The organism is Marinifilum sp. D714, assembly GCF_030851345.1.
Lineage (GTDB): Bacteria > Bacteroidota > Bacteroidia > Bacteroidales > Marinifilaceae > Marinifilum.
On the sequence record NZ_JALPNU010000002.1, the window covers coordinates 118237 to 136843 of the forward strand.

Consider the following 18607-nt stretch of genomic DNA (forward strand, 5'->3'; position numbering starts at 1 on the left):
TGTTTATAATTTTGTTTTAAGTTGTCAGATGGAACTTACCATGAGTAAATAATCATTCATATTAATGATTTAATAATTATTTAGTCATGGACGTTTCATACTTTTTTTTCAATTTGTGATGATTATTCGATATCCATACATATAGAATAAAAATCATGGTAAGTTTTGAAATATTCCGGGCACAAATATATTTAATCCGTTCGCAATCTGCAATTTTAGAATTTTATTGCAAACGGATTAATATACTTAATACCGGTAAGGTTGATAAATTTTAGATCGTTTTTGCCGAAATCAATCGAATAAACTCTTCACGAGTTGCAAGATTTTCAAATGCTCCCGTAAAATCGGAAGTAGTTGTAATTGAATTTTGTTTTTGAACACCACGCATCGACATGCACATGTGCTGAGCTTCAATAACCACAGCAACGCCTAAAGGATTAAGGGTATCATTAATACAGTCTTTAATTTGCGTAGTTAAGCGTTCTTGCACTTGTAATCGGCGAGCAAATGCATCTACCACACGAGCTATTTTGCTAAGTCCGGTAATATATCCATTTGGAATGTAGGCTACATGAGCTCTTCCAACAAAAGGTAACATATGGTGTTCACACATCGAATAAACCTCAATGTCTTTTACAATCACCATTTGTTTGTAGTCTTCCTTAAACATCGCCGATCGTAAAATATCTTCTGGTTTAATGTGATATCCCTGCGTTAAGAACTGCATGGCTTTGGCAACACGCAAAGGAGTTTTCTCCAAACCTTCACGTTCTGCATCTTCACCAAGTAATTCTAAAACTTTTTTATAGTGATACATCAGTTCTTCTGTAGTTTCCTGATTGTATTTTTCTATTTTTGTGAATCCTTTATCTTCTTGTCCGTTAATTGAAAATTCCATTCGTCACAGTGTTTTTAAATAAGTCGTTGTATTGCTCTGCAAAATAAGTAATAATTTCACCTAATAAACAAACTTTTAGGTTCTTTGTTTTAGCTAAGTTCTTGCATTTATGGATATTTTAATCATTACAGAGACATTTGATGTGCTCAAAGATTTTATTTCACAACTTGAATTAGAGGAAAATCTGGGGCATAATTATGCTCGTTTCAAGTATCAAAATCAATCTATAGATATACTAATTTCGGGATATGGAGGCAGTATGTCGGCCTATGAGTATACGAAAGCCATAGGTAAAAACAAGTACGATTTGGTTTTGCAATTTGGGCAGTGCTACGCTTTAAAGGATCAGGTTAAAAAAAATCAATTGGTATGTATTATTGATGATTATTTTGGAGATATTGGAATTGGTGAGGAAAGTAATTTTGCTTCTGTTTTTGATTTACAACAACGAAATAAAAACGAAGCTCCATTTAAAAATGAAATATTAGAAAACGATACTTTGATTCCAGAAGTGTTTTCTGATTTTAGAAAGGTGAGTGGAATTACTTGCAATGCCATTCCTACAAAGCTTAACTCTTTAGCTAATGCCTATATCAAGAATTATCCTGATGTAATCAGTAGAGAAGGGGCGAATTTGCTTTATATCTGCCAAAAGGAAAATGTGAAATTAATTCAGCTTTTTTATGTGCTTGAAAATATCGAAAATGCACAATTCAAGATTACCCCTGATGAGCCAATGGTAAAAGTGGTAAGTGAAACAATTGAAGAGGTTTTGAATGAATCGGTAATGCTTAATTAGAGAAATGAACCAAAACGGCTTTTTTGTAATAAATTGCCTGAAAAAGGCCTCTGGTAAACATGAAGCCTAACATAGCAATCCAAAGTCCATGATTTTCTAAAGCACCGTTTAGAAAGTAATAAAGAGGGATAAAAATTAGAATGGTTGCTGCCATCATTGTCTTGCGCATATAACTTGAAGCTGTGGCACCAATAAATATTCCATCCATTAGGAATGATGCAAAACTTAGGAGTGGCAAAAGCACAATCCATTTTAAATAATCTCTAGCAATGTTAATGGTAGACTCAGCATTGGTGAGTATTGACAAGATATCGATGCCAAATAATCCATATGCTATTGTAAATAATACACTAATGCCAATCCCCCATATAAATAACAATCGAATTACTTTAGCCAGATTTTTTGAATTGTTTGCACCAATAAATTTACCTACTAAAGCCTCTGCAGCGAAAGCAAATCCATCCATAAAATAGGAGAAGATGAAAAGGAATTGTAGTAGCAATGAGTTAACTGCTAAAATTTCTTTATTTACACTTGCTGATTCGGTTGTGAAGAAGGTGAAAACAAATATAATACAGAGGGTTCTGATGAAGATATCCTTGTTGACTAGGGAAAAGTGTTTCAATTCTTTAACCTTCATCATACCTTTCGCACTCCAATACTTAAATAAGCGTTTGTAATTTTTTAGAATGAAGAATAATGCTAAAAATAAACTGCAGTATTGAGCAATTAAGGTTCCTAAGGCTACCCCTTTTGCATCTAGCATTAATCCATACACAAAAAATGCCGATAGTGATATGTTAATAATATTCCCCACAATTGCGATTAACATGGGAGTTTTGGCATTCTGCATGCCAATGAACCAGCCGTTTAAAGCATAAAGGCTAATGGTTGCAGGTGCAGCCCAAACTCGTATATAGAAGTATGATTTGGCAATGGTTTCAACTGATTCTTCGCTCTCGATTAACCAAAAGCTAAGCATAGCTATTGGTTTTTGAAGTATTAAAATAAGAATACTCCCAGCTAGAGCAACAGTAAGTGCACGTGATAAGGACAGAATAGATTCGCCCAAATTTCTTGCACCGTAAGCTTGAGCAGTAATTCCTGTAGTTCCCATTCGTAAAAATGCAAAACCCCAGTATAAAAAGTTGAATATTGTACCGCCTAAGGCAATAGCACCTATAAAATCCACTTTGCCTAAGTGACCCATTAGAGCTAAATCAACAAGTCCTAATAAAGGAATGGTGATGTTACTAACAATGTTGGGTACTGCAATATTTAGGATTTTCTTGTTCACGATTCAGCTTTTTATTTACTGCACGAAAGTAGTTAAAAATACAGTACTAAAGGAAAAAACATTTGGTCTCCGAAATAAAAGACAAAAAACTCTTAAAATAATTTGGAATTAATCTGAGTAAAAATTAGATTTGCTACTAGTGACAAATAAACTTATATCAACCATAAGAAAAATACAAAATATATGGCATTTGAGTTACCAAAATTAGCTTATGCATACGATGCATTAGATCCGCATATTGATGCCAGAACAATGGAAATACACCATTCTAAGCATCATGCTGGATATACAAATAATTTAAACGCTGCAATAGCAGGAACCGATTTAGAAGGTAAAAGTATCGAAGATATTCTTGCCAATGTATCAAAACATTCTGTTGCCGTTAGAAATAACGGAGGTGGATTCTATAATCATGATTTGTTTTGGAAAGTGATGTCCCCCAATGGAGGAGGGAAACCAAGTGGTGATTTGCTGACCGCAATCGAAAAAGACTTTGGGTCGTTTGATGCTTTTAAAGAAGAATTTTCAAAAGCAGCGGCAACAAGGTTTGGTTCAGGTTGGGCTTGGTTGGTAAAACAAGCTGATGGTAAGTTAGTAGTTACCTCTACGGCAAATCAGGACAATCCATTAATGGATGTTGCAGATGTCAAAGGAACTCCAATTTTAGGATTGGACGTTTGGGAGCATGCATATTACTTAAAGTTTCAAAATAGAAGACCTGATTACATCTCAGTTTTCTGGGAAGTAATCAATTGGGAGGAAGTGGTTAAACGCTTTCAGGATTAGTTTTGTTTATTGTTTTTTTGATTTTGGGGCCGATTCTTTTTATAAAGGATCGGCCTTTTTGTGTTTTTTTATTGAATTTGTGATTTTTTATTGTGAAATTGAAGGGAAAATCAAAAAAAATATAAAAAAATGGAACACAAACTACCTACTTTACCGTATGAATTAGGCGAATTAGAGCCTTATATTAGTAAGAAAACACTTGAATTTCATTACGGGAAGCACCACCAAGCTTACATTACAAATCTGAATAATTTAATAAAAGAAACTTCTTTTGAGGATGCTAGTCTGGAAGATATTGTAAAGCATTCGGAAGGAGGAATCTTCAATAATGGAGCCCAGGTTTATAACCACACCTTTTATTTTGAAGCATTTAAGCCAAATGGCAGCGCCGAACCAAATGGAAAATTGAAAGCAGCCATTGAAGCTTCATTTGGATCATTTGCTAATTTTAAGTCAGAATTTTCGAAAGCTGGAGCAACTTTGTTTGGCTCAGGATGGGTTTGGTTGGTAGTTGATACTGCTGGCAAATTGGCCATTATGAAGACCAAGAATGCAGGTAATCCGTTGCGTGATGGTTTTAAGCCTATTCTTACTATGGATGTATGGGAACATGCCTATTATTTAGATACTCAGAATGCACGTCCAAAGTACATCGAAAACTTCTGGAATATCATTAATTGGGAACTGGTTGAAAAACGATTCGAAGAATAAATAAAAAAGGGTGATTTCAATCACCCTTTTTTTAAATGCTTACTGAGATACCTGCTTTTATAAACAAATTGTTATCTAAATCAAAATCCGCGATTTTATCACTTCCATCTTTAAATTCGAAGTTTCGATATAGTGTATAACCTGAATTTACGTTTAGACTAATTTTTTTTGATAATTTTTGTTTCAGAAATAAACCTCCTCCAACATTCATAATACTAACATTATCAATTGGGCTTGTTTGATTATTATATACAAGTTTATCTGTTAATGTGAAATTTTCACCAGCAATAAATAGATTTGCTCCTAATGTAGTTTTTTCATTAGCTATATAATTTACATCAAGCATTGGGAAACCGAAATTTACATTCCATTTTTCATTTGGTTTCCAATTTAAACTTACAATTGGAATAGGAGCAGGTACCCCAATGGTATTCGAATAAATTGCTCCTAAATTTAGTATCATGTTCTTTTTTTGATTGATAGGTTTGCTAAATAAAGCCATTCCAAATAAATTTAGTTCATCGAAACCGACCGAGGATTCAAAATTAGAAGAAATATTAGGCTTTATAAAAGCTGTCAGATACCAACCGTTTTTTAATGGGCGTGCATATCCAAATGTATAAGAAATGGTATGAAATTTTTTTAAATCGGTTTCCAATAAAGGAGTAGTTCCATAATCGATATTGACACCTGCATAGTTAAAGGTATGAAAGATTCTTCTTCCTGGAGTTTTTAGCTTTTTATGAATGCTAAATCTAAAGTCATATTTCACAAAAGAGATATCGTTCCCATTATCGGAATCACCTTTGCCAATAAATACGTAATCAGCTCCAAATTTCTCTTGCAGCATTTGGGCTTGAGAGGGAAGTATTATACCCAAAATTATTACTGTTATTAATAAAACTTTTTTCATGCTATGTTTTTATAAAGTGCTTAATAAACAAATATTTAGAGCTAATCTTTGATGGCGTAAATGTCAACTCTTTTCTTTTTTCCCTTTAACTTAATATTATCAATAAAAGAATAATTGAAGGAGTTATAAAGAGCCAGATCCGTAATTATCAATTTTGATGCCAAAAATTCTTCTTTGAATGAATTACATAGTCCCTGAATTCTTGAAGCAGTATTAATTACATCACCATGGTAGGCAATGGAACGCTTTATTACGCCTACTTCAGCGGCCATTAATGTACCACCATTTATACCTGCTTTAAATTGAGGAAGAAAGCCATAAGATTTCATGTAATGATCAGACCTTTTTTGAAGGTACTCCTTAAATCTGAAAAATATTTTGATGCACTTTGCATTTTTAATTCCATCATTATAAGGCCATATAAGTACAACTTCATCTCCAATATACTGGTATATATTTGCATCAAACTCATTAACCGCAAGCGTTAAATCGCTGAAGCAATCTTGAATGAGTTGACTATATTTTACATGTCCCAATTTCTCGGCATAGGTTGTAGATGATTTTAAATCCATAAATAAGAATACCATTTTGACCTCTTTGGGTTGACGGTATTTGCCAAGTAATAAATCAAGAAGAACACCAGGGCCAAATTTTTGATTGATAATCTGAAATAGGATAATAGTAGCACTGACCAAATACGTAAAAGTTACAATTCTGAAAAAATCACTTGATCTCACAAAACTTCTTATTTCCAGCAATGTTTCTCTCGATATTTCACCTTTTAAAATCAATTGGGATGCAATTCCAACTAAGAATATTGTTACTATAGTTAAGATGATATGAATAATACTATAGAAGAAAATAATCTGGCCATATGATCTTTTTCGAAGGCGTTCTTGTTTGCTTTTGATAAAAATATTTAAAATGCCGAATATTCCTCCCAAAAATAAACCTGCTAAAACTAAATTTAGCTTGTTAATTTCTGCAACTGAAATATGCTTCGGAATCTCACCTTCAATTTTTGGATCAAAGCTGGTTAGAATATCCCAAATAAATACAGCGCTTATCCATATCGTAATAATAATAAAGAAGTCTATGATAACTTTACGAGTGTTTTTATTGTATTTCAAAATACTTATTGGATTTTGCATGTCACAATTTAATATTACAAAGAATAAAATTTAAATTGATTTACTTATTTCTTTGATGAAAAGAGAAAAATCAATTAATTTAAGAAGTAGTGGGGTAATTTGTTTGGTAATACAAATAAAGCACATAAATTATAAAATAATAAATTAAGCAATGTTAAAAGATTTAGTTGCCAAAAACAGAAGTTACAGAAGATTTTTTGAAGATGAAAAAATATCTTCAGATCAAATTAAAGAATGGATTAATTTGGCAAGATTAGGAGCATCAGGAAGGAATGCACAAACCATAAAATATAAGATTGTATTATCTGATAAAATGCGTGATATTGTATTTCAACAGCTTGCCTGGGCAGGTTATTTGCAAGATTGGGCCGGACCAGAAAAAGGAGAGAGACCATCGGCTTATGTTGTGATGATTAATGATGAGGAGCTGGGTAAAAATTATTTTAGTGACGATGGAATTGCGGTCCAAAATTTGTTACTTGGAGCAGTTGAAAGTGGTTACGGAGGTTGTATTATTCATGCTTTTAAGAAGAAAGAACTTAGTGAACTGCTAAAAATTGAAGAAGGATTTTCAATTATTCAGGTAGTGGCCTTGGGAAAACCGAAAGAAGAGGTAGTTATTGAAGAAATGAAAGATGGAGATATCAAGTATTGGAGAGATGAAAAGGGAGTTCATCATGTGCCAAAACGTAGTATCGATGAGATAATATTGGAAGAATTGTAATTGTAACTCTGCGGAGTTAATAAAAAGCTGGTAAAATGAGAAGATATGTGATTGGTTGTATTGCTCTTTTTTGTTTTGTTCTTGCAACAGAGAAGCTAAATGCACAGAAGATAAGAACAGATTCATTGTTTTTTACAGGTGCGGTTATGGATCAGGAAGAATTGTCACCATTGCCTTATGCGCACTATAGGGTAAATAATAAAAAAGCGGGTACATCTAATGCTTTTGGCCGCTTCTCATTTTGGGTAAATGCTGGAGATACCATTCAATATTCTTACGTTGGATATCAAAATGTTCAAGTTGTAGTAAGTGATAGTTTAAAGCAAGATTCATATCTTTTTGGGGTATTTATGGCAAAAGATACTGTTTCGTTACAGGAGGTCTTAATCTTACCTCGATTTGGTGATTTTAGAGAAGCCTTTATTAATGCCAAAGTAAATACTCCAGAGTATGTTCGAGCAAAGAACAATGTGAATTCGGCTACTTACGAGGCCTTAACCAAGCGCCCCGATAAAATGGATGCCAAAGCAAATACAGATCTGTTGATAAAGCAGCATGTAATAGATAATGAGCATAAAGCTATGGTTCCTCAGGATATGGTGGCGGGAGTAAGTACACTTCGAACTTTACCCGAAGTGCAACGATTAAAGCGTAAGAAGAACATGAAAATTCCTGATAATTTGGTTACCGATAAAGAAATAACCACCTTGAAACAAATGTATCGATATGGAATTAAAGAAAAGAAATAAAAAAAGCGGTGAAATTTTCACCGCTTTTTTATTCATCTCATTGGGCTTATTAACCCCTATTAAATAATGCCTTTATAATTAAGGAAGCCATTTTTGGGTTTTCTTTTAATCTACGAGTTGAGTATCCAAACCAATCTTTTCCAAACGGCACATAAACTCTCATTGTATGTCCTTTTTCAACAATTGATTTTCTTAGCTCAGGAGTTACTCCATATAACATCTGAAATTCATACTTATCTTTTGGAACATTGTATTTCTCAATTAGCTTGTATGCACCATCAACTAAAGGTTTATCGTGAGTTGCAATTCCTGGGTACACGTCATTTTTAAACATGAAATCCAAACTCTTTAGGAAATGCTCGTTGATTTCTTCGTACTTTTTGTAAGCAATTTCTTCAGGTTCCACATAAATTCCTTTGCACAAACGGTAATTCAATTTTGAAACACCATTTTGCATGTCCATCATGTTGTTCAAATCACCAAGAGTTCTCTTAAGGTAAGCCTGAACTACCAATCCTACATTATGAGGAAACTCTTTCTTTAATCTTCTGAATATGGTTATTTCCTTATCAACACAAGGAGAATCTTCCATATCGATTCTTACAAAATTATTGTATTCAGCAGCTTTTGCTACAACAGTACGGATGTTTTGGTAACAAACTTCCTCGTCAAGCAATAAACCAAAGAAAGTTGGTTTAACCGAATAGTTGCCATCAATCTTGTTGGCTTCAAAGGTTTCAATAATTTCCAGGTAAGCTTCTTTGTTTTCGGTAGCTTCATCAAGGTTTTTAATGAATTCTCCTAATAAGTCAACGGTTACTTTAATTCCTTGATCATTTAATTTCTTCGATTCTCTTACTGCATCTGCGATGGTTTCTCCTGCAATGTATCTTTTAGAGAATATCCAAACCAATTTTTTAGGCATATAGGGTAGGGTTGCCGCTATAAGTTTATTGAACATTGAGTTAAAATTTAAGTGATATACGTTTGATAATTGTAGTTCACAATGTATAGAGTATAAAGTAGAAAAAGAATGATGTTTATCAGCATATCAAAATGTTTGGATGTTTGATGATGATTAATAAGTAGGCGATTTTAAAATTGAATGCCAGGAATTTTTTAGTCTACTTATAAAAGTTATATTTGTTAGGCAAAATCAAAAAATGGGAATGCCAGAATGGTGTTCAAATAAAGCTTAGAAAATTTAAATACTAAATACCTATGAAAAATTTATCTGTTGCATTAAATGCTGTGTTAGTTGTTGCTGTTGCAATTCTTTACTTTGTTCAGTTCTCTGGTAAAGGAGAATCGAAAGATGTGAAAACTGTAGCTGGAGAAGGAGCTGTTGTATACATTAACACGGATTCATTATTGAGCAACTATAACTTTTCACGTGATTTGAATGAGAAGTTTTTGAAGAAACAAGAAGATTCACGTACTGACTTTAACTTTAAAGCTCAGAAATTAGAGAAAGAAGCAGTTGAATTTCAGCGTAAGCTTCAAAATAATGGCTTTTTAACTCGCCAAAGAGCAGAAGAAGCTCAGCAAAAATTAATCGCCAAGCAGCAGAACTTACAGCAATTAGATCGTGAGTTAAGCGCTGAGTTAATGGGCGAACAGCAAGCAAATAGCAAGCGTCTTTTCGATAGTGTTACCAACTATTTGAAAGAGTACAATGCAACTCGTAACTATAGCTTAATTTTAAGTACTACCAAAGGTGGAAATGTATTGTTCTCGCAAAATGGTTTAGATATTACTCAGGAAATTATCGATGGCTTAAATGCAAGATATACTCCTGAAGCAAAATAATTGAAGATTTTAAATTAGTAGAAAGGGCAGATGGCTGATGAGCTATCTGCCCTTTCTTTTACTGTCTGGAAAAGTCAAAAAGTAGAATAGTTGAAAAGTCCATGATTAAGCAAGGAATTTTAATCTTATTCACTCACTATTTAGTATTCTCATTCCTTTCGGTGATTTCCCCTTAATCATGAAGTTTTTTATATTTGCCCTTCGTATCTAAAATAGAAATATGGCTTTTGCTGATAAATACCTGAAAAAACAAAGAATGTACCCAGAGTACATTGCAACACCGGTTGATGAGAATTTGAATATGATTGTAACAATTCCATGTTACAACGAGCCGGACTTGATTCCAAGTTTGGAAGCATTGTGGAATTGCGACAGACCAAATGGAGTAGTTGAAGTAATTGTAATTGTAAATTCAGGGGAACAAACCGAGCAGGAAGCATTGGATCAGAATGCAAAAACCGTTGCTGATGCTACTACCTGGATGGAAGCGCATCAGGATGAGAAACTGAAATTCTACTTAATTCATCAACCTAACCTTAAAAGAAAGTTTGCAGGAGTAGGTTTTGCAAGGAAAATTGCCATGGATGAAGCAGTAACTCGTTTCAATCAAATTGACAAAGCTAATGGAATCATTACCGGTTTTGATGCTGATTCATCTTGTGATGCGAACTATTTGGTAGAAATAGAGAAGCTTTTTAAAAAGTATCCTAAAGCCAATGGCGCAAATATCTTCTATGAGCATCCATTGGAAGGGGAGGAATTCGATCAGCAAATTTATGATGCCATTGCGCAGTACGAATTGTATTTGAGATATTACATGCTTGCCATGCGTTATGCCGGACATCCACATGCTTACCATACGGTTGGTTCTAGTTTTGCTGTGTCGGCAAGTGCTTACATTAAGCAGGGAGGAATGAATCGCCGTCAGGCTGGTGAGGATTTTTATTTCTTGCAGAAAATTATCCCGCTAGGAAAGTTTTACGAGATTAAAACCACACGTGTTATTCCATCACCTAGAGTGTCGGACCGTGTTCCATTTGGAACTGGAAAAGCCGTTTCTACTTTTGTTGATGAGGGAATAATAGATTATCAAACCTATAATTATTCTGCTTTTAAAGAACTAAAAGCTTTTTTTGATAAAGTGGATGATTTCTTCGGGGTGGATTACGATACCTATTTGAATGATTTGTTGGTGCAATTGCCAGGTTCGGTGCGTAGCTATTTAAAAGAGGATAATTTCTTTGAAGCTTTGGATGAAATCAATCAAAACTGTGCATCAATTGATACTTTTAGAAAGAAATTTTTTGGAGCCTTTAATGCTTTTAAGGTATTGAAGTACCTGAATAATGTACACGAGCAATTTATTGATGAGGAAAGTATTGTAGTTTGTGCCAAGCAGTTGTTAAGCGATTTGGGAATTAGTACCAAAGGCATCTATTCAGCCAAAGAGTTATTGGATATTTACAGAAGCTACGAGAAAGAAAATTAGTACAAGTACTATGAAATAATACAAAGAAGAGAGTTTAAAAGCTCTCTTTTTTTGATTCTACAAGTCTAATTCGATTAAATGACGGTATGCTGTACCTTTTGTATTTCATTTTCAAATTGTCTACAAATATATAGGTGCTCCGTACCATAGTAATTTAGTTTGTAATATTGAGAAAAGCAGCAGCGCTGCGTAAGATTTATAGTCTGTTAATTTAGATGTTTTTATAGGTGCAGAGCACCGAAACTTTCATTTCTATTTTAATCATGAATGTTCATGCGTTTTAATTAGTAGAAAAATAGCTTGTTGAAATAAAGAGTTAAGGTTAAAATCAAGAACTTAGTATGCTAAGTGTCGGAAACTTACTCTAGTATCTTTTGGAAACTTACTATAGTCAAAATTGGAAAATACCTATAGTAAATTTTTGAAAAGAAACTTTGGTGTAGATTTTTGAAGGTAGAATTAATTGATTGAAAAGGGGAATTTGGTATTCAGAAGTATTAATCTTTAATAAAAATAAAGATATCCTCATTTTCCTTTTTCATGAGGTATTGCTCACGGGCAAACTTTTCAAGGTTTTCCTTGTTGGTTTTTAGCTCGTGAATTCTTTTTTTGTCTTTCTCTATTTTATCAAGGTAGTAAGCTTTTTCTTTTTCGAGAGCTTCAATTTTAGACTCATATTCTTTTCTTTCCCAAATGGAATGTTGATCGCCAAAGAATAACCATACATAGAATATCAGGAAAGCAATTACATATTTACTTCTGATTATCTGAGGAATGTATTTTTTAGCGAGCTTAAGAATCATAGGTCTGTCTTTCCGGCTAAATTACTAATAAAGTAGAAAAGTAGAAAGGCGAAAAAGTAAAAAAAATTGTGTATCAGTAGAGACCTAGGATTGATACGTCTTTACAGGAATTTATCACAGCCCAAATGTCCCAATAAAAAAAAACGACCGAAGAAACTCCGATCGTTTTCATCCAAAATAAATCATGTCATTGGAAGCTGGAACAAGTCCAGCTCAACTATCCAATATTTTTATTCCTAGTCTTCTTTGAAGTTAGGATACATATAATCTACAGGAGGAACAAATGATTCCTTGATAGTTCTTGGAGAAACCCAACGCAATAGGTTAATCATTGAACCAGCTTTATCATTAGTACCTGATCCTCTACCACCACCAAATGGTTGCTGACCAACAACAGCACCAGTTGGCTTGTCATTGATATAGAAGTTACCAGCAGTGTGAGTTAAACGCTTAACCAGTTTTTCGATTGCATAACGACAACCAGCGAAAATTGCACCAGTTAATGCATAAATAGAAGTTTGATCAAGAATATCTAAAGTTTCGTCTACCTTATCATCTTCGTAAACAAAAATTGTGATAATAGGGCCGAATAACTCTTCTTCCATTGTAATGTAATCAGCTTTCTTAGCTTGGATTACAGTTGGCTTGATAAAGTAACCTACCGACTTATCATACTCACCACCAGCAACGATTTCAGCATCAGGAGATGCCTTAGCATCGTCGATAGCAGAAGCTAACTTGTCGAAAGTAGTTTCATCGATAACCGCATTGTGGAAGTTTGTGAAATCTTCAGTTCCACCAGTCTTGATCTTAGCAAGATCTTCCTGAACCATTTTCAATACTTCATCCCATTTGCTTGCAGGAATATAAGCACGAGAAGCAGCGGAACATTTCTGTCCTTGATATTCGAAAGCACCACGAGTAATACCTGTTGCAACTTCTTTTGCATCAGCAGTTGGGTGCATGAAAATATAATCTTTACCACCAGTTTCACCTACGATACGTGGGTAAGACTTGTATTTGTGGATGTTGTTACCAATCGTTTTCCAAATGTCCTGGAATACACCAGTTGATCCGGTAAAGTGGATACCAGCAAAATCAGGAGAGTTGAAAATTACGTCGGCAGCAGCAGGACCAGAAACGTATACCAAGTTGATAACGCCATCAGGTACACCAGCTTTTTTGAATACTTCCATTAAAACCTGAGCTGAATAAACAGCAGTTTTAGATGGCTTCCAAACTACAGTGTTACCCATCATTGCAGGAGCAGTTGGAAGGTTACCAGCAATAGCAGTAAAGTTGAATGGAGTTAATGCGAAAATAAATCCTTCTAATGGACGTTGCTCAACGCGGTTCCAAACACCTTTCGATGACATTGGCTGTTGTTTGTAAATTTCAGTCATATACTGAACGTTGAAACGCAAGAAATCAGCAATCTCACAAGCAGAGTCGATCTCAGCCTGGAAAGCATTCTTCGATTGTCCCAACATAGTAGCAGCGTTTAATTTCATACGGTAAGGACCTGAAATTAATTCAGCAGCTTTTAAGAAGATAGATGCGCGATGCTCCCAAGCCAGGTTTTCCCATGCTGGTTTAGCAGCTAATGCAGCATCAATAGCCATTTGTACATGCTCCTTTCCACCTTGGTGGTAGTGTCCCAACACATGTTTGTGATCGTGTGGAGGAGTCATTGCAAACAAGTTGCCTGTTCTTACTTCTTCGTTACCGATATACATAGGTACATCAATCACTTCAGAACGCAATTTTTTAAGTGTAGCTTGCAATTCAGCTCTCTCAGGAGTTCCTGGTGCATATGAGAAAATAGGCTCGTTAGTAGCAGCTGGAACGTTGTATATACCTTTTGGCATGATAATAATTGTTTAAGGGTTAATTTTCTTCATTTTTAAGTCTCTCAACAAATCTAAAAAAAAATAAATACCTGATTTATGAGTATTATCATGCTTTAAAAATTACATGAAAACATTCAGTTTAAGATGTTCACAAGAATTTGGGTTTTGATATTAATTCCTAACTTATGATATTAAAAGCCTAACGATTTAATACTCTATGCTTCTGATTATCGAACAGTCTATAAGTTTTGCAGATGACGTAAAATTATTTAGCTTTTAGATATTCTTCTGATTTTTATATTAAGATAGGCCATGGCAATGGTCACAAACGGACTTATAATATTAAAAAAGCAGAAAGGAGCGAAAGCTACTGTGGCTACTCCCAGTGCTCCTGCCTGTGCAGCGCCACAAGTATTCCATGGCACCAATACCGAAGTAACCGTTCCGGAGTCTTCCAATGTTCTACTCAAAACTTCAGGTTTTAAATCCTGATCTTGATATGATTTTGCAAACATTCTTCCTGTTACCACTATAGATATGTACTGATCGGATGCAGTTAGATTTAAGAATCCACAACTAATAGCAGTAGTGGTTACCAGCGAACCTGTTGAGTGAACCGCCTTAAGCATGGTTTCTGTTATCTTCTTTAAGATACCTGCTGTTTCAAGGATACCACTAAATACCATTGCTGTCAATATCAGCCAAATTGTATTTAGCATTCCTTTCATTCCTCCAGTTGATAACAGATCTTGTATGTTTTCGTTATCAACCGGAACACTGATATCTGTAAAGATGGATTTCATAACCACATCGTAGCTTGCTTGCACAAATGAGGTGCTATCCGATAATTGATTGATGATTTGTGGTTGAAAGATAATGGCGAATATTCCTCCTATTAATGTACCGGCAAAAATGGCTGGCAATGCAGGTACCTTTTTGCTGATGATTACAAATAATAATATAGGTACCAAAAACAACCAGGGTGTAATGGTAAAGTTTGCTTTTATGGCAGCTTGAACTTGTTGAATACTTCCCGGATCGATTTCGCCATGTTTGGTGAATCCTATAATAAGGAACATTACCAGTGTTATTAATATTGATGGTACTGTTGTATACATCATGTAACGGATATGAACAAACAAATCTACATTGGCCATGGCCGGAGCCAGGTTGGTAGTATCGGAAAGAGGAGAGACCTTGTCGCCAAAGTATGCTCCCGAAATAATTGCTCCTGCAACCAAAGCAGGATTGATCTTCATGGCATTTCCAATTCCCAGTAGCGCAACTCCAATAGTGGCAATGGTCGACCATGAACTCCCTGATACCACAGAAACAATAGCACATATCACAACCGATAGCATTAAGAATAGTTTTGGATTCAGGAATTCCAAGCCATAATATATCATGGCAGGTACAACACCCGATATCATCCAGGTTCCTGCTAAGGATCCAATCAGCAATAATATCAACATGGAAGGCATTGCCGTACCGATACTTTTTACAAAGCCTTTCTGTAAATCGTCCCAACCTTTACCTTGGCGCAAGGCAATAATGCCTCCAATCGCAGCAGCTATTAATAAAGAAAATTGGTTAGCCCCTTCAATTGCTACATCGCCAAAAACAATGGCGTTGATACTAAGTAATACAATCAATAATAGTATAGGAATTAAAGCTTCCGCAAGCGAAAGAGATTTGTTGGTTTGGGTCATGAGTTGGGTTTTGGGTTAGTAAGAGCTCATGAACTTACAAAAAATCACGCTGAAATAGAATATAAAACAATAACACTTGTTAAATTTATAGTCTGAAACGAAATCGAAATTGTTGTGCTATCTACCGAAATTAGAAAGGCAAACATCGAAAGAATTTTAGATTGAAGTATTGATTCCTTTATTTTGATTGTAGATCATGATCAATAGGACAAATGTTTCACTAAAACAATAATCATGAAAACAGAACAGATTAAAAGAATAAAACTTTTTGGAATTTTTATCATTCTTCTTGTGGCTACACAATCTTGTGTGGTGAGTTCATTGAATCCATTGTATACAAATACAGATAGAATTCATTTGGATGAATTGGATGGAGTATGGGAAGGTGATGAAAAAGATCGATACATTATTAAAACCATTGTAGATTCTTCAGATCTTAAAATAAAAGCGAAGCTTGATACGAGAAGTAGTTTTGGATCTGATGAAATTGACCATGCAAATATCAAAAAGAAGATTAAGGAAATCGAGAAAAAGTTAGATGCAAAAGTTAAGATCCCGAACGTGAATAAGTATTACCAGATAACAATGATCACAGAAAAGGACACAAGTGTGTTTGATGGACGATTATCAAACCTTGGAGGACATTATTTTATGGACTTAATTCCTAACGATAAGCATGTAGAGGATAAAATTTCGGGAAGTTTTATTGCTGGTATGTTAGTAAGAACACATGGCTTTTTTAAAATAGACCTAAGAAATGATGAATTGGTTGTGAATACCATTGAACAAGACGATTTTGAGGATTTGATAGAAAATAAGCGTGTTCGAATAGAGTACGTTGAACGTGATAATGGAGTGATTATTACTGCTAAAACAGAGGAAATTCAAAAGTTCCTGGTGAAATTTGCTGATTCGAAGATGTTTAACGATCCGGATGAGGCTTTGATTTTGAAAAGAATAAAATGATCAATCAAATTAAAAATAAGCTAAGCAAACTAATCCAAAACAGAATGGTGCATCACATTCTGTTTTGGTTGCTTTCATTCTATACACTTCTGCAGTTCTTCGCTTTGAAGGAAGACATATCTAAAATTGATGTGGTTTATACGACATTGTTTCATATCAGCTTGGTATTTGGGGTATATGTAAATGTGCTTTTGTTGATTCCGTATTTGTTAAAGCGAGAGAAGTATGTATTGTATGCCATTTGTTTTGTTGGATTGTGGCTTGCTGTTGCTTATTTAAATGAATTTACCTTCGAATATTTAAGTGATTACATAGCTCCCGATTATTTCTTTATATCCTCTTATGAGATAAATGAACTATTAAAATTCAGTATTGTTTATCTTGGACTAAGCACATTGTTGAAACTTTCGAAATCGTGGTTTAGAGTAATTGAGGCAGAGAAGAAGTTGGTAGAGTTGAAACAAAAACAATCGGAAACCGAATTGTTGGCCTTGAAAACCAATATTCATCCCCATTTCTTATTCAATAACTTGAATTCATTGTACGCTTTGGCCAGAAAGAAATCGGATGAAACACCAAAGTACATTCTTCAGCTATCCGATTTAATGCGTTACATGATTTATGAAAGCAACGATGAGTATGTAGAATTGGAAAAAGAAATCAACTATATCATAAACTACCTGGAATTACAAAAGCTAAGGTGCAAAAATAAGACTCGAATCCAGTACATGATAGAAGGGGAACTTGATTCTCAGAAAATCGCTCCGTTTTTAATGATCCCATTTATTGAGAATAGTTTTAAGCATGGAGGTTTAAATCAGTTGGAACGAGATGTGATTGATTTGAAAATTAGAATTGAAGACGAGCAGTTGGAAATGAATTTGCGAAATTCCATTCCAAAACAATCCTCTAAGGAAATTGATCCAATTGGAGGATTTGGGATTGAAAATGTAAAAAGCCGATTGGATTCACTATACCCAAACAAACATGAGTTAAATTTATCGAAACAAGAAGATGAATTTACAGTAGCCCTTAAAATCGACCTAAACCATGAATAGAATCGCCGATAAAATATACAGCTGCATTATTGTTGAGGATGAGCCTTTATCGCAAGAGATATTGGAATCTTACCTTCAGGATTGTCCTCAGCTAAAGCTAAAAGCCATATGTAATGATGCTTTAGAGGCAAATCAAATCTTACTAAAGGAACCAATAGATTTGCTGTTTTTGGATATTAACATGCCCAAAATGAACGGAATTGAGTGGTTGAAAAGTCTGGAACAATCGCCCAAGGTGATATTTACCACAGCATATCCCGAGTATGCCGTTGAAGGTTTTGATTTGAATGCTTTGGATTATCTTTTAAAACCATTCTCTTTCGAGAGATTTTTACGATCGGTAAATAAATTCCTGTCCTTACAGGAGAAGGTAGGAGAGAAGCAAGAAAATAAAGAAGAGACCATACCGGTAAAATCGAACAAGAAAACTTACCTGCTTAAACCTTCTGAATTGAATTACATTGAATCGGAAGGGGATTATTTAAAGTTGCACAGAAAGGATGATTGCCTGGTAATTCACGATACCTTAAAACATTTCCAGACCAAGTTACCATCAAATGACTTTTTGCGCATTCATCGATCATTTATAATTAATCTTAGAAGGATAGATTATCTGGAAGGAAATCAAGTTTGTATTGGAGGAAGTATGATTCCGGTTGCAAACACCTGTAAAGATGATTTATACAAAGTGATCAATCAGTAAAAAGAACCTTTGGTATTAGAATTATCACCATGGTAATAATTTTAATCAAGCATGGTTAAAATAAAATATGACCATGGTCAAAAATTAATCTTGTGCCTATTACGTAAAAATGAGTACAGTTAGTTTTGGTCAAAACATACCGTATAGGAAACAAAAAGAACCTTACCTCTTGGTAAAGTTCTCCTTTTTTTT

At 34.4% G+C, this 18607-nt stretch carries 18 protein-coding genes; 10 read left to right on the forward strand and 8 right to left on the reverse strand.

The window, feature by feature from the left end; translation table 11 throughout:
- Positions 1–271: 271 nt before the first annotated feature.
- Positions 272–898 (reverse strand): GTP cyclohydrolase I FolE, encoded by a 627-nt coding sequence (gene folE / locus M0051_RS02390; protein WP_306739936.1) that lies wholly within the window; start codon positions 896–898, stop codon positions 272–274.
- 109 nt (positions 899–1007) lie between these two features.
- Here folE and M0051_RS02395 point away from each other — a divergent pair, with 109 nt between their 5' ends.
- Positions 1008–1697: a hypothetical protein gene (locus tag M0051_RS02395; protein ID WP_306739937.1), complete on the forward strand. Its 690-nt coding sequence runs from the start codon at positions 1008–1010 to the stop codon at positions 1695–1697.
- On the opposite strand, the gene M0051_RS02400 is transcribed toward M0051_RS02395, so the two are convergent.
- Complete coding sequence (locus M0051_RS02400; protein ID WP_306739938.1) at positions 1690–2994, reverse strand: MATE family efflux transporter; 1305 nt, start codon at positions 2992–2994, stop codon at positions 1690–1692. The genes M0051_RS02395 and M0051_RS02400 overlap by 8 nt on opposite strands.
- A 183-nt stretch (positions 2995–3177) precedes the next feature.
- Between M0051_RS02400 and M0051_RS02405 the strand changes: the two genes are divergently transcribed.
- Together M0051_RS02405 and M0051_RS02410 are read left to right on the forward strand one after the other, a co-directional pair.
- On the forward strand, positions 3178–3780 hold the full coding sequence (locus tag M0051_RS02405) for a superoxide dismutase (protein WP_306739939.1): 603 nt from the start codon (positions 3178–3180) through the stop codon (positions 3778–3780).
- A gap of 129 nt (positions 3781–3909) precedes the next feature.
- Positions 3910–4491 (forward strand): superoxide dismutase, encoded by a 582-nt coding sequence (locus M0051_RS02410; protein WP_306739940.1) that lies wholly within the window; start codon positions 3910–3912, stop codon positions 4489–4491.
- A 31-nt stretch (positions 4492–4522) separates the two neighbouring features.
- Here the strand turns inward: M0051_RS02410 and M0051_RS02415 are convergent, their stop codons facing one another.
- On the reverse strand, positions 4523–5404 hold the full coding sequence (locus M0051_RS02415) for a DUF6268 family outer membrane beta-barrel protein (protein WP_306739941.1): 882 nt from the start codon (positions 5402–5404) through the stop codon (positions 4523–4525).
- Between the two features lie 41 nt (positions 5405–5445).
- Positions 5446–6555: an adenylate/guanylate cyclase domain-containing protein gene (locus tag M0051_RS02420; protein WP_306739942.1), complete on the reverse strand. Its 1110-nt coding sequence runs from the start codon at positions 6553–6555 to the stop codon at positions 5446–5448.
- Between the two features lie 151 nt (positions 6556–6706).
- Between M0051_RS02420 and M0051_RS02425 the strand changes: the two genes are divergently transcribed.
- Both M0051_RS02425 and M0051_RS02430 read left to right on the forward strand, forming a co-directional pair.
- The gene (locus M0051_RS02425; RefSeq protein ID WP_306739943.1) at positions 6707–7279 is read left to right on the forward strand and encodes a nitroreductase family protein; all 573 of its coding nucleotides are present in this window, start codon (positions 6707–6709) and stop codon (positions 7277–7279) included.
- A gap of 35 nt (positions 7280–7314) precedes the next feature.
- On the forward strand, positions 7315–8028 hold the full coding sequence (locus tag M0051_RS02430) for a carboxypeptidase-like regulatory domain-containing protein (protein WP_306739945.1): 714 nt from the start codon (positions 7315–7317) through the stop codon (positions 8026–8028).
- Positions 8029–8077: 49 nt separating this feature from the next.
- Here the strand turns inward: M0051_RS02430 and M0051_RS02435 are convergent, their stop codons facing one another.
- The gene (locus M0051_RS02435; RefSeq protein ID WP_306739946.1) at positions 8078–8989 is read right to left on the reverse strand and encodes a proline dehydrogenase family protein; all 912 of its coding nucleotides are present in this window, start codon (positions 8987–8989) and stop codon (positions 8078–8080) included.
- A 260-nt stretch (positions 8990–9249) separates the two neighbouring features.
- Between M0051_RS02435 and M0051_RS02440 the strand changes: the two genes are divergently transcribed.
- Together M0051_RS02440 and M0051_RS02445 are read left to right on the forward strand one after the other, a co-directional pair.
- A complete protein-coding gene (locus tag M0051_RS02440) occupies positions 9250–9837 on the forward strand; it encodes an OmpH family outer membrane protein (protein ID WP_306739947.1) in 588 nt (195 codons plus the stop codon).
- 220 nt (positions 9838–10057) lie between these two features.
- Positions 10058–11326, forward strand: coding sequence for a glycosyltransferase family 2 protein (locus tag M0051_RS02445; RefSeq protein WP_306739949.1), 1269 nt, complete (start codon positions 10058–10060; stop codon positions 11324–11326).
- Positions 11327–11823: 497 nt separating this feature from the next.
- On the opposite strand, the gene M0051_RS02450 is transcribed toward M0051_RS02445, so the two are convergent.
- The 3 genes from M0051_RS02450 to nhaC all read right to left on the reverse strand — a co-directional run bounded on the left by M0051_RS02450 (position 11824) and on the right by nhaC (position 15688).
- On the reverse strand, positions 11824–12129 hold the full coding sequence (locus M0051_RS02450) for a septum formation initiator family protein (protein ID WP_306739950.1): 306 nt from the start codon (positions 12127–12129) through the stop codon (positions 11824–11826).
- A gap of 236 nt (positions 12130–12365) precedes the next feature.
- On the reverse strand, positions 12366–13997 hold the full coding sequence (gene pruA / locus M0051_RS02455) for an L-glutamate gamma-semialdehyde dehydrogenase (RefSeq protein WP_306739951.1): 1632 nt from the start codon (positions 13995–13997) through the stop codon (positions 12366–12368).
- A gap of 251 nt (positions 13998–14248) precedes the next feature.
- The gene (gene nhaC, locus M0051_RS02460) at positions 14249–15688 is read right to left on the reverse strand and encodes a Na+/H+ antiporter NhaC (protein ID WP_306739952.1); all 1440 of its coding nucleotides are present in this window, start codon (positions 15686–15688) and stop codon (positions 14249–14251) included.
- A gap of 234 nt (positions 15689–15922) precedes the next feature.
- Between nhaC and M0051_RS02465 the strand changes: the two genes are divergently transcribed.
- The 3 genes from M0051_RS02465 to M0051_RS02475 are packed head-to-tail and all read left to right on the forward strand — an operon-like array spanning position 15923 to position 18415.
- On the forward strand, positions 15923–16654 hold the full coding sequence (locus M0051_RS02465) for a hypothetical protein (RefSeq protein WP_306739953.1): 732 nt from the start codon (positions 15923–15925) through the stop codon (positions 16652–16654).
- Positions 16651–17712 (forward strand): sensor histidine kinase, encoded by a 1062-nt coding sequence (locus M0051_RS02470; RefSeq protein WP_306739954.1) that lies wholly within the window; start codon positions 16651–16653, stop codon positions 17710–17712. Before M0051_RS02465 ends, M0051_RS02470 begins: the two co-directional genes overlap by 4 nt.
- The gene (locus tag M0051_RS02475) at positions 17705–18415 is read left to right on the forward strand and encodes a LytTR family DNA-binding domain-containing protein (RefSeq protein WP_306739955.1); all 711 of its coding nucleotides are present in this window, start codon (positions 17705–17707) and stop codon (positions 18413–18415) included. The genes M0051_RS02470 and M0051_RS02475 overlap by 8 nt, the downstream gene beginning before the upstream one ends.
- Positions 18416–18607: the final 192 nt, after the last annotated feature.

Coding starts and splice junctions, on each gene's coding strand:
- M0051_RS02440 (WP_306739947.1), top strand. CDS start 9,250: ATGAAAAATTTATCTGTTGCATTAAATGCTGTGTTAGTTGTTGCTGTT.
- M0051_RS02475 (WP_306739955.1), top strand. CDS start 17,705: ATGAATAGAATCGCCGATAAAATATACAGCTGCATTATTGTTGAGGAT.
- M0051_RS02470 (WP_306739954.1), top strand. CDS start 16,651: ATGATCAATCAAATTAAAAATAAGCTAAGCAAACTAATCCAAAACAGA.
- M0051_RS02420 (WP_306739942.1), bottom strand. CDS start 6,555: ATGCAAAATCCAATAAGTATTTTGAAATACAATAAAAACACTCGTAAA.
- M0051_RS02435 (WP_306739946.1), bottom strand. CDS start 8,989: ATGTTCAATAAACTTATAGCGGCAACCCTACCCTATATGCCTAAAAAA.
- M0051_RS02405 (WP_306739939.1), top strand. CDS start 3,178: ATGGCATTTGAGTTACCAAAATTAGCTTATGCATACGATGCATTAGAT.
- M0051_RS02445 (WP_306739949.1), top strand. CDS start 10,058: ATGGCTTTTGCTGATAAATACCTGAAAAAACAAAGAATGTACCCAGAG.
- M0051_RS02425 (WP_306739943.1), top strand. CDS start 6,707: ATGTTAAAAGATTTAGTTGCCAAAAACAGAAGTTACAGAAGATTTTTT.
- M0051_RS02450 (WP_306739950.1), bottom strand. CDS start 12,129: ATGATTCTTAAGCTCGCTAAAAAATACATTCCTCAGATAATCAGAAGT.
- M0051_RS02465 (WP_306739953.1), top strand. CDS start 15,923: ATGAAAACAGAACAGATTAAAAGAATAAAACTTTTTGGAATTTTTATC.
- M0051_RS02415 (WP_306739941.1), bottom strand. CDS start 5,404: ATGAAAAAAGTTTTATTAATAACAGTAATAATTTTGGGTATAATACTT.
- pruA (WP_306739951.1), bottom strand. CDS start 13,997: ATGCCAAAAGGTATATACAACGTTCCAGCTGCTACTAACGAGCCTATT.
- nhaC (WP_306739952.1), bottom strand. CDS start 15,688: ATGACCCAAACCAACAAATCTCTTTCGCTTGCGGAAGCTTTAATTCCT.
- folE (WP_306739936.1), bottom strand. CDS start 898: ATGGAATTTTCAATTAACGGACAAGAAGATAAAGGATTCACAAAAATA.
- M0051_RS02395 (WP_306739937.1), top strand. CDS start 1,008: ATGGATATTTTAATCATTACAGAGACATTTGATGTGCTCAAAGATTTT.
- M0051_RS02410 (WP_306739940.1), top strand. CDS start 3,910: ATGGAACACAAACTACCTACTTTACCGTATGAATTAGGCGAATTAGAG.
- M0051_RS02430 (WP_306739945.1), top strand. CDS start 7,315: ATGAGAAGATATGTGATTGGTTGTATTGCTCTTTTTTGTTTTGTTCTT.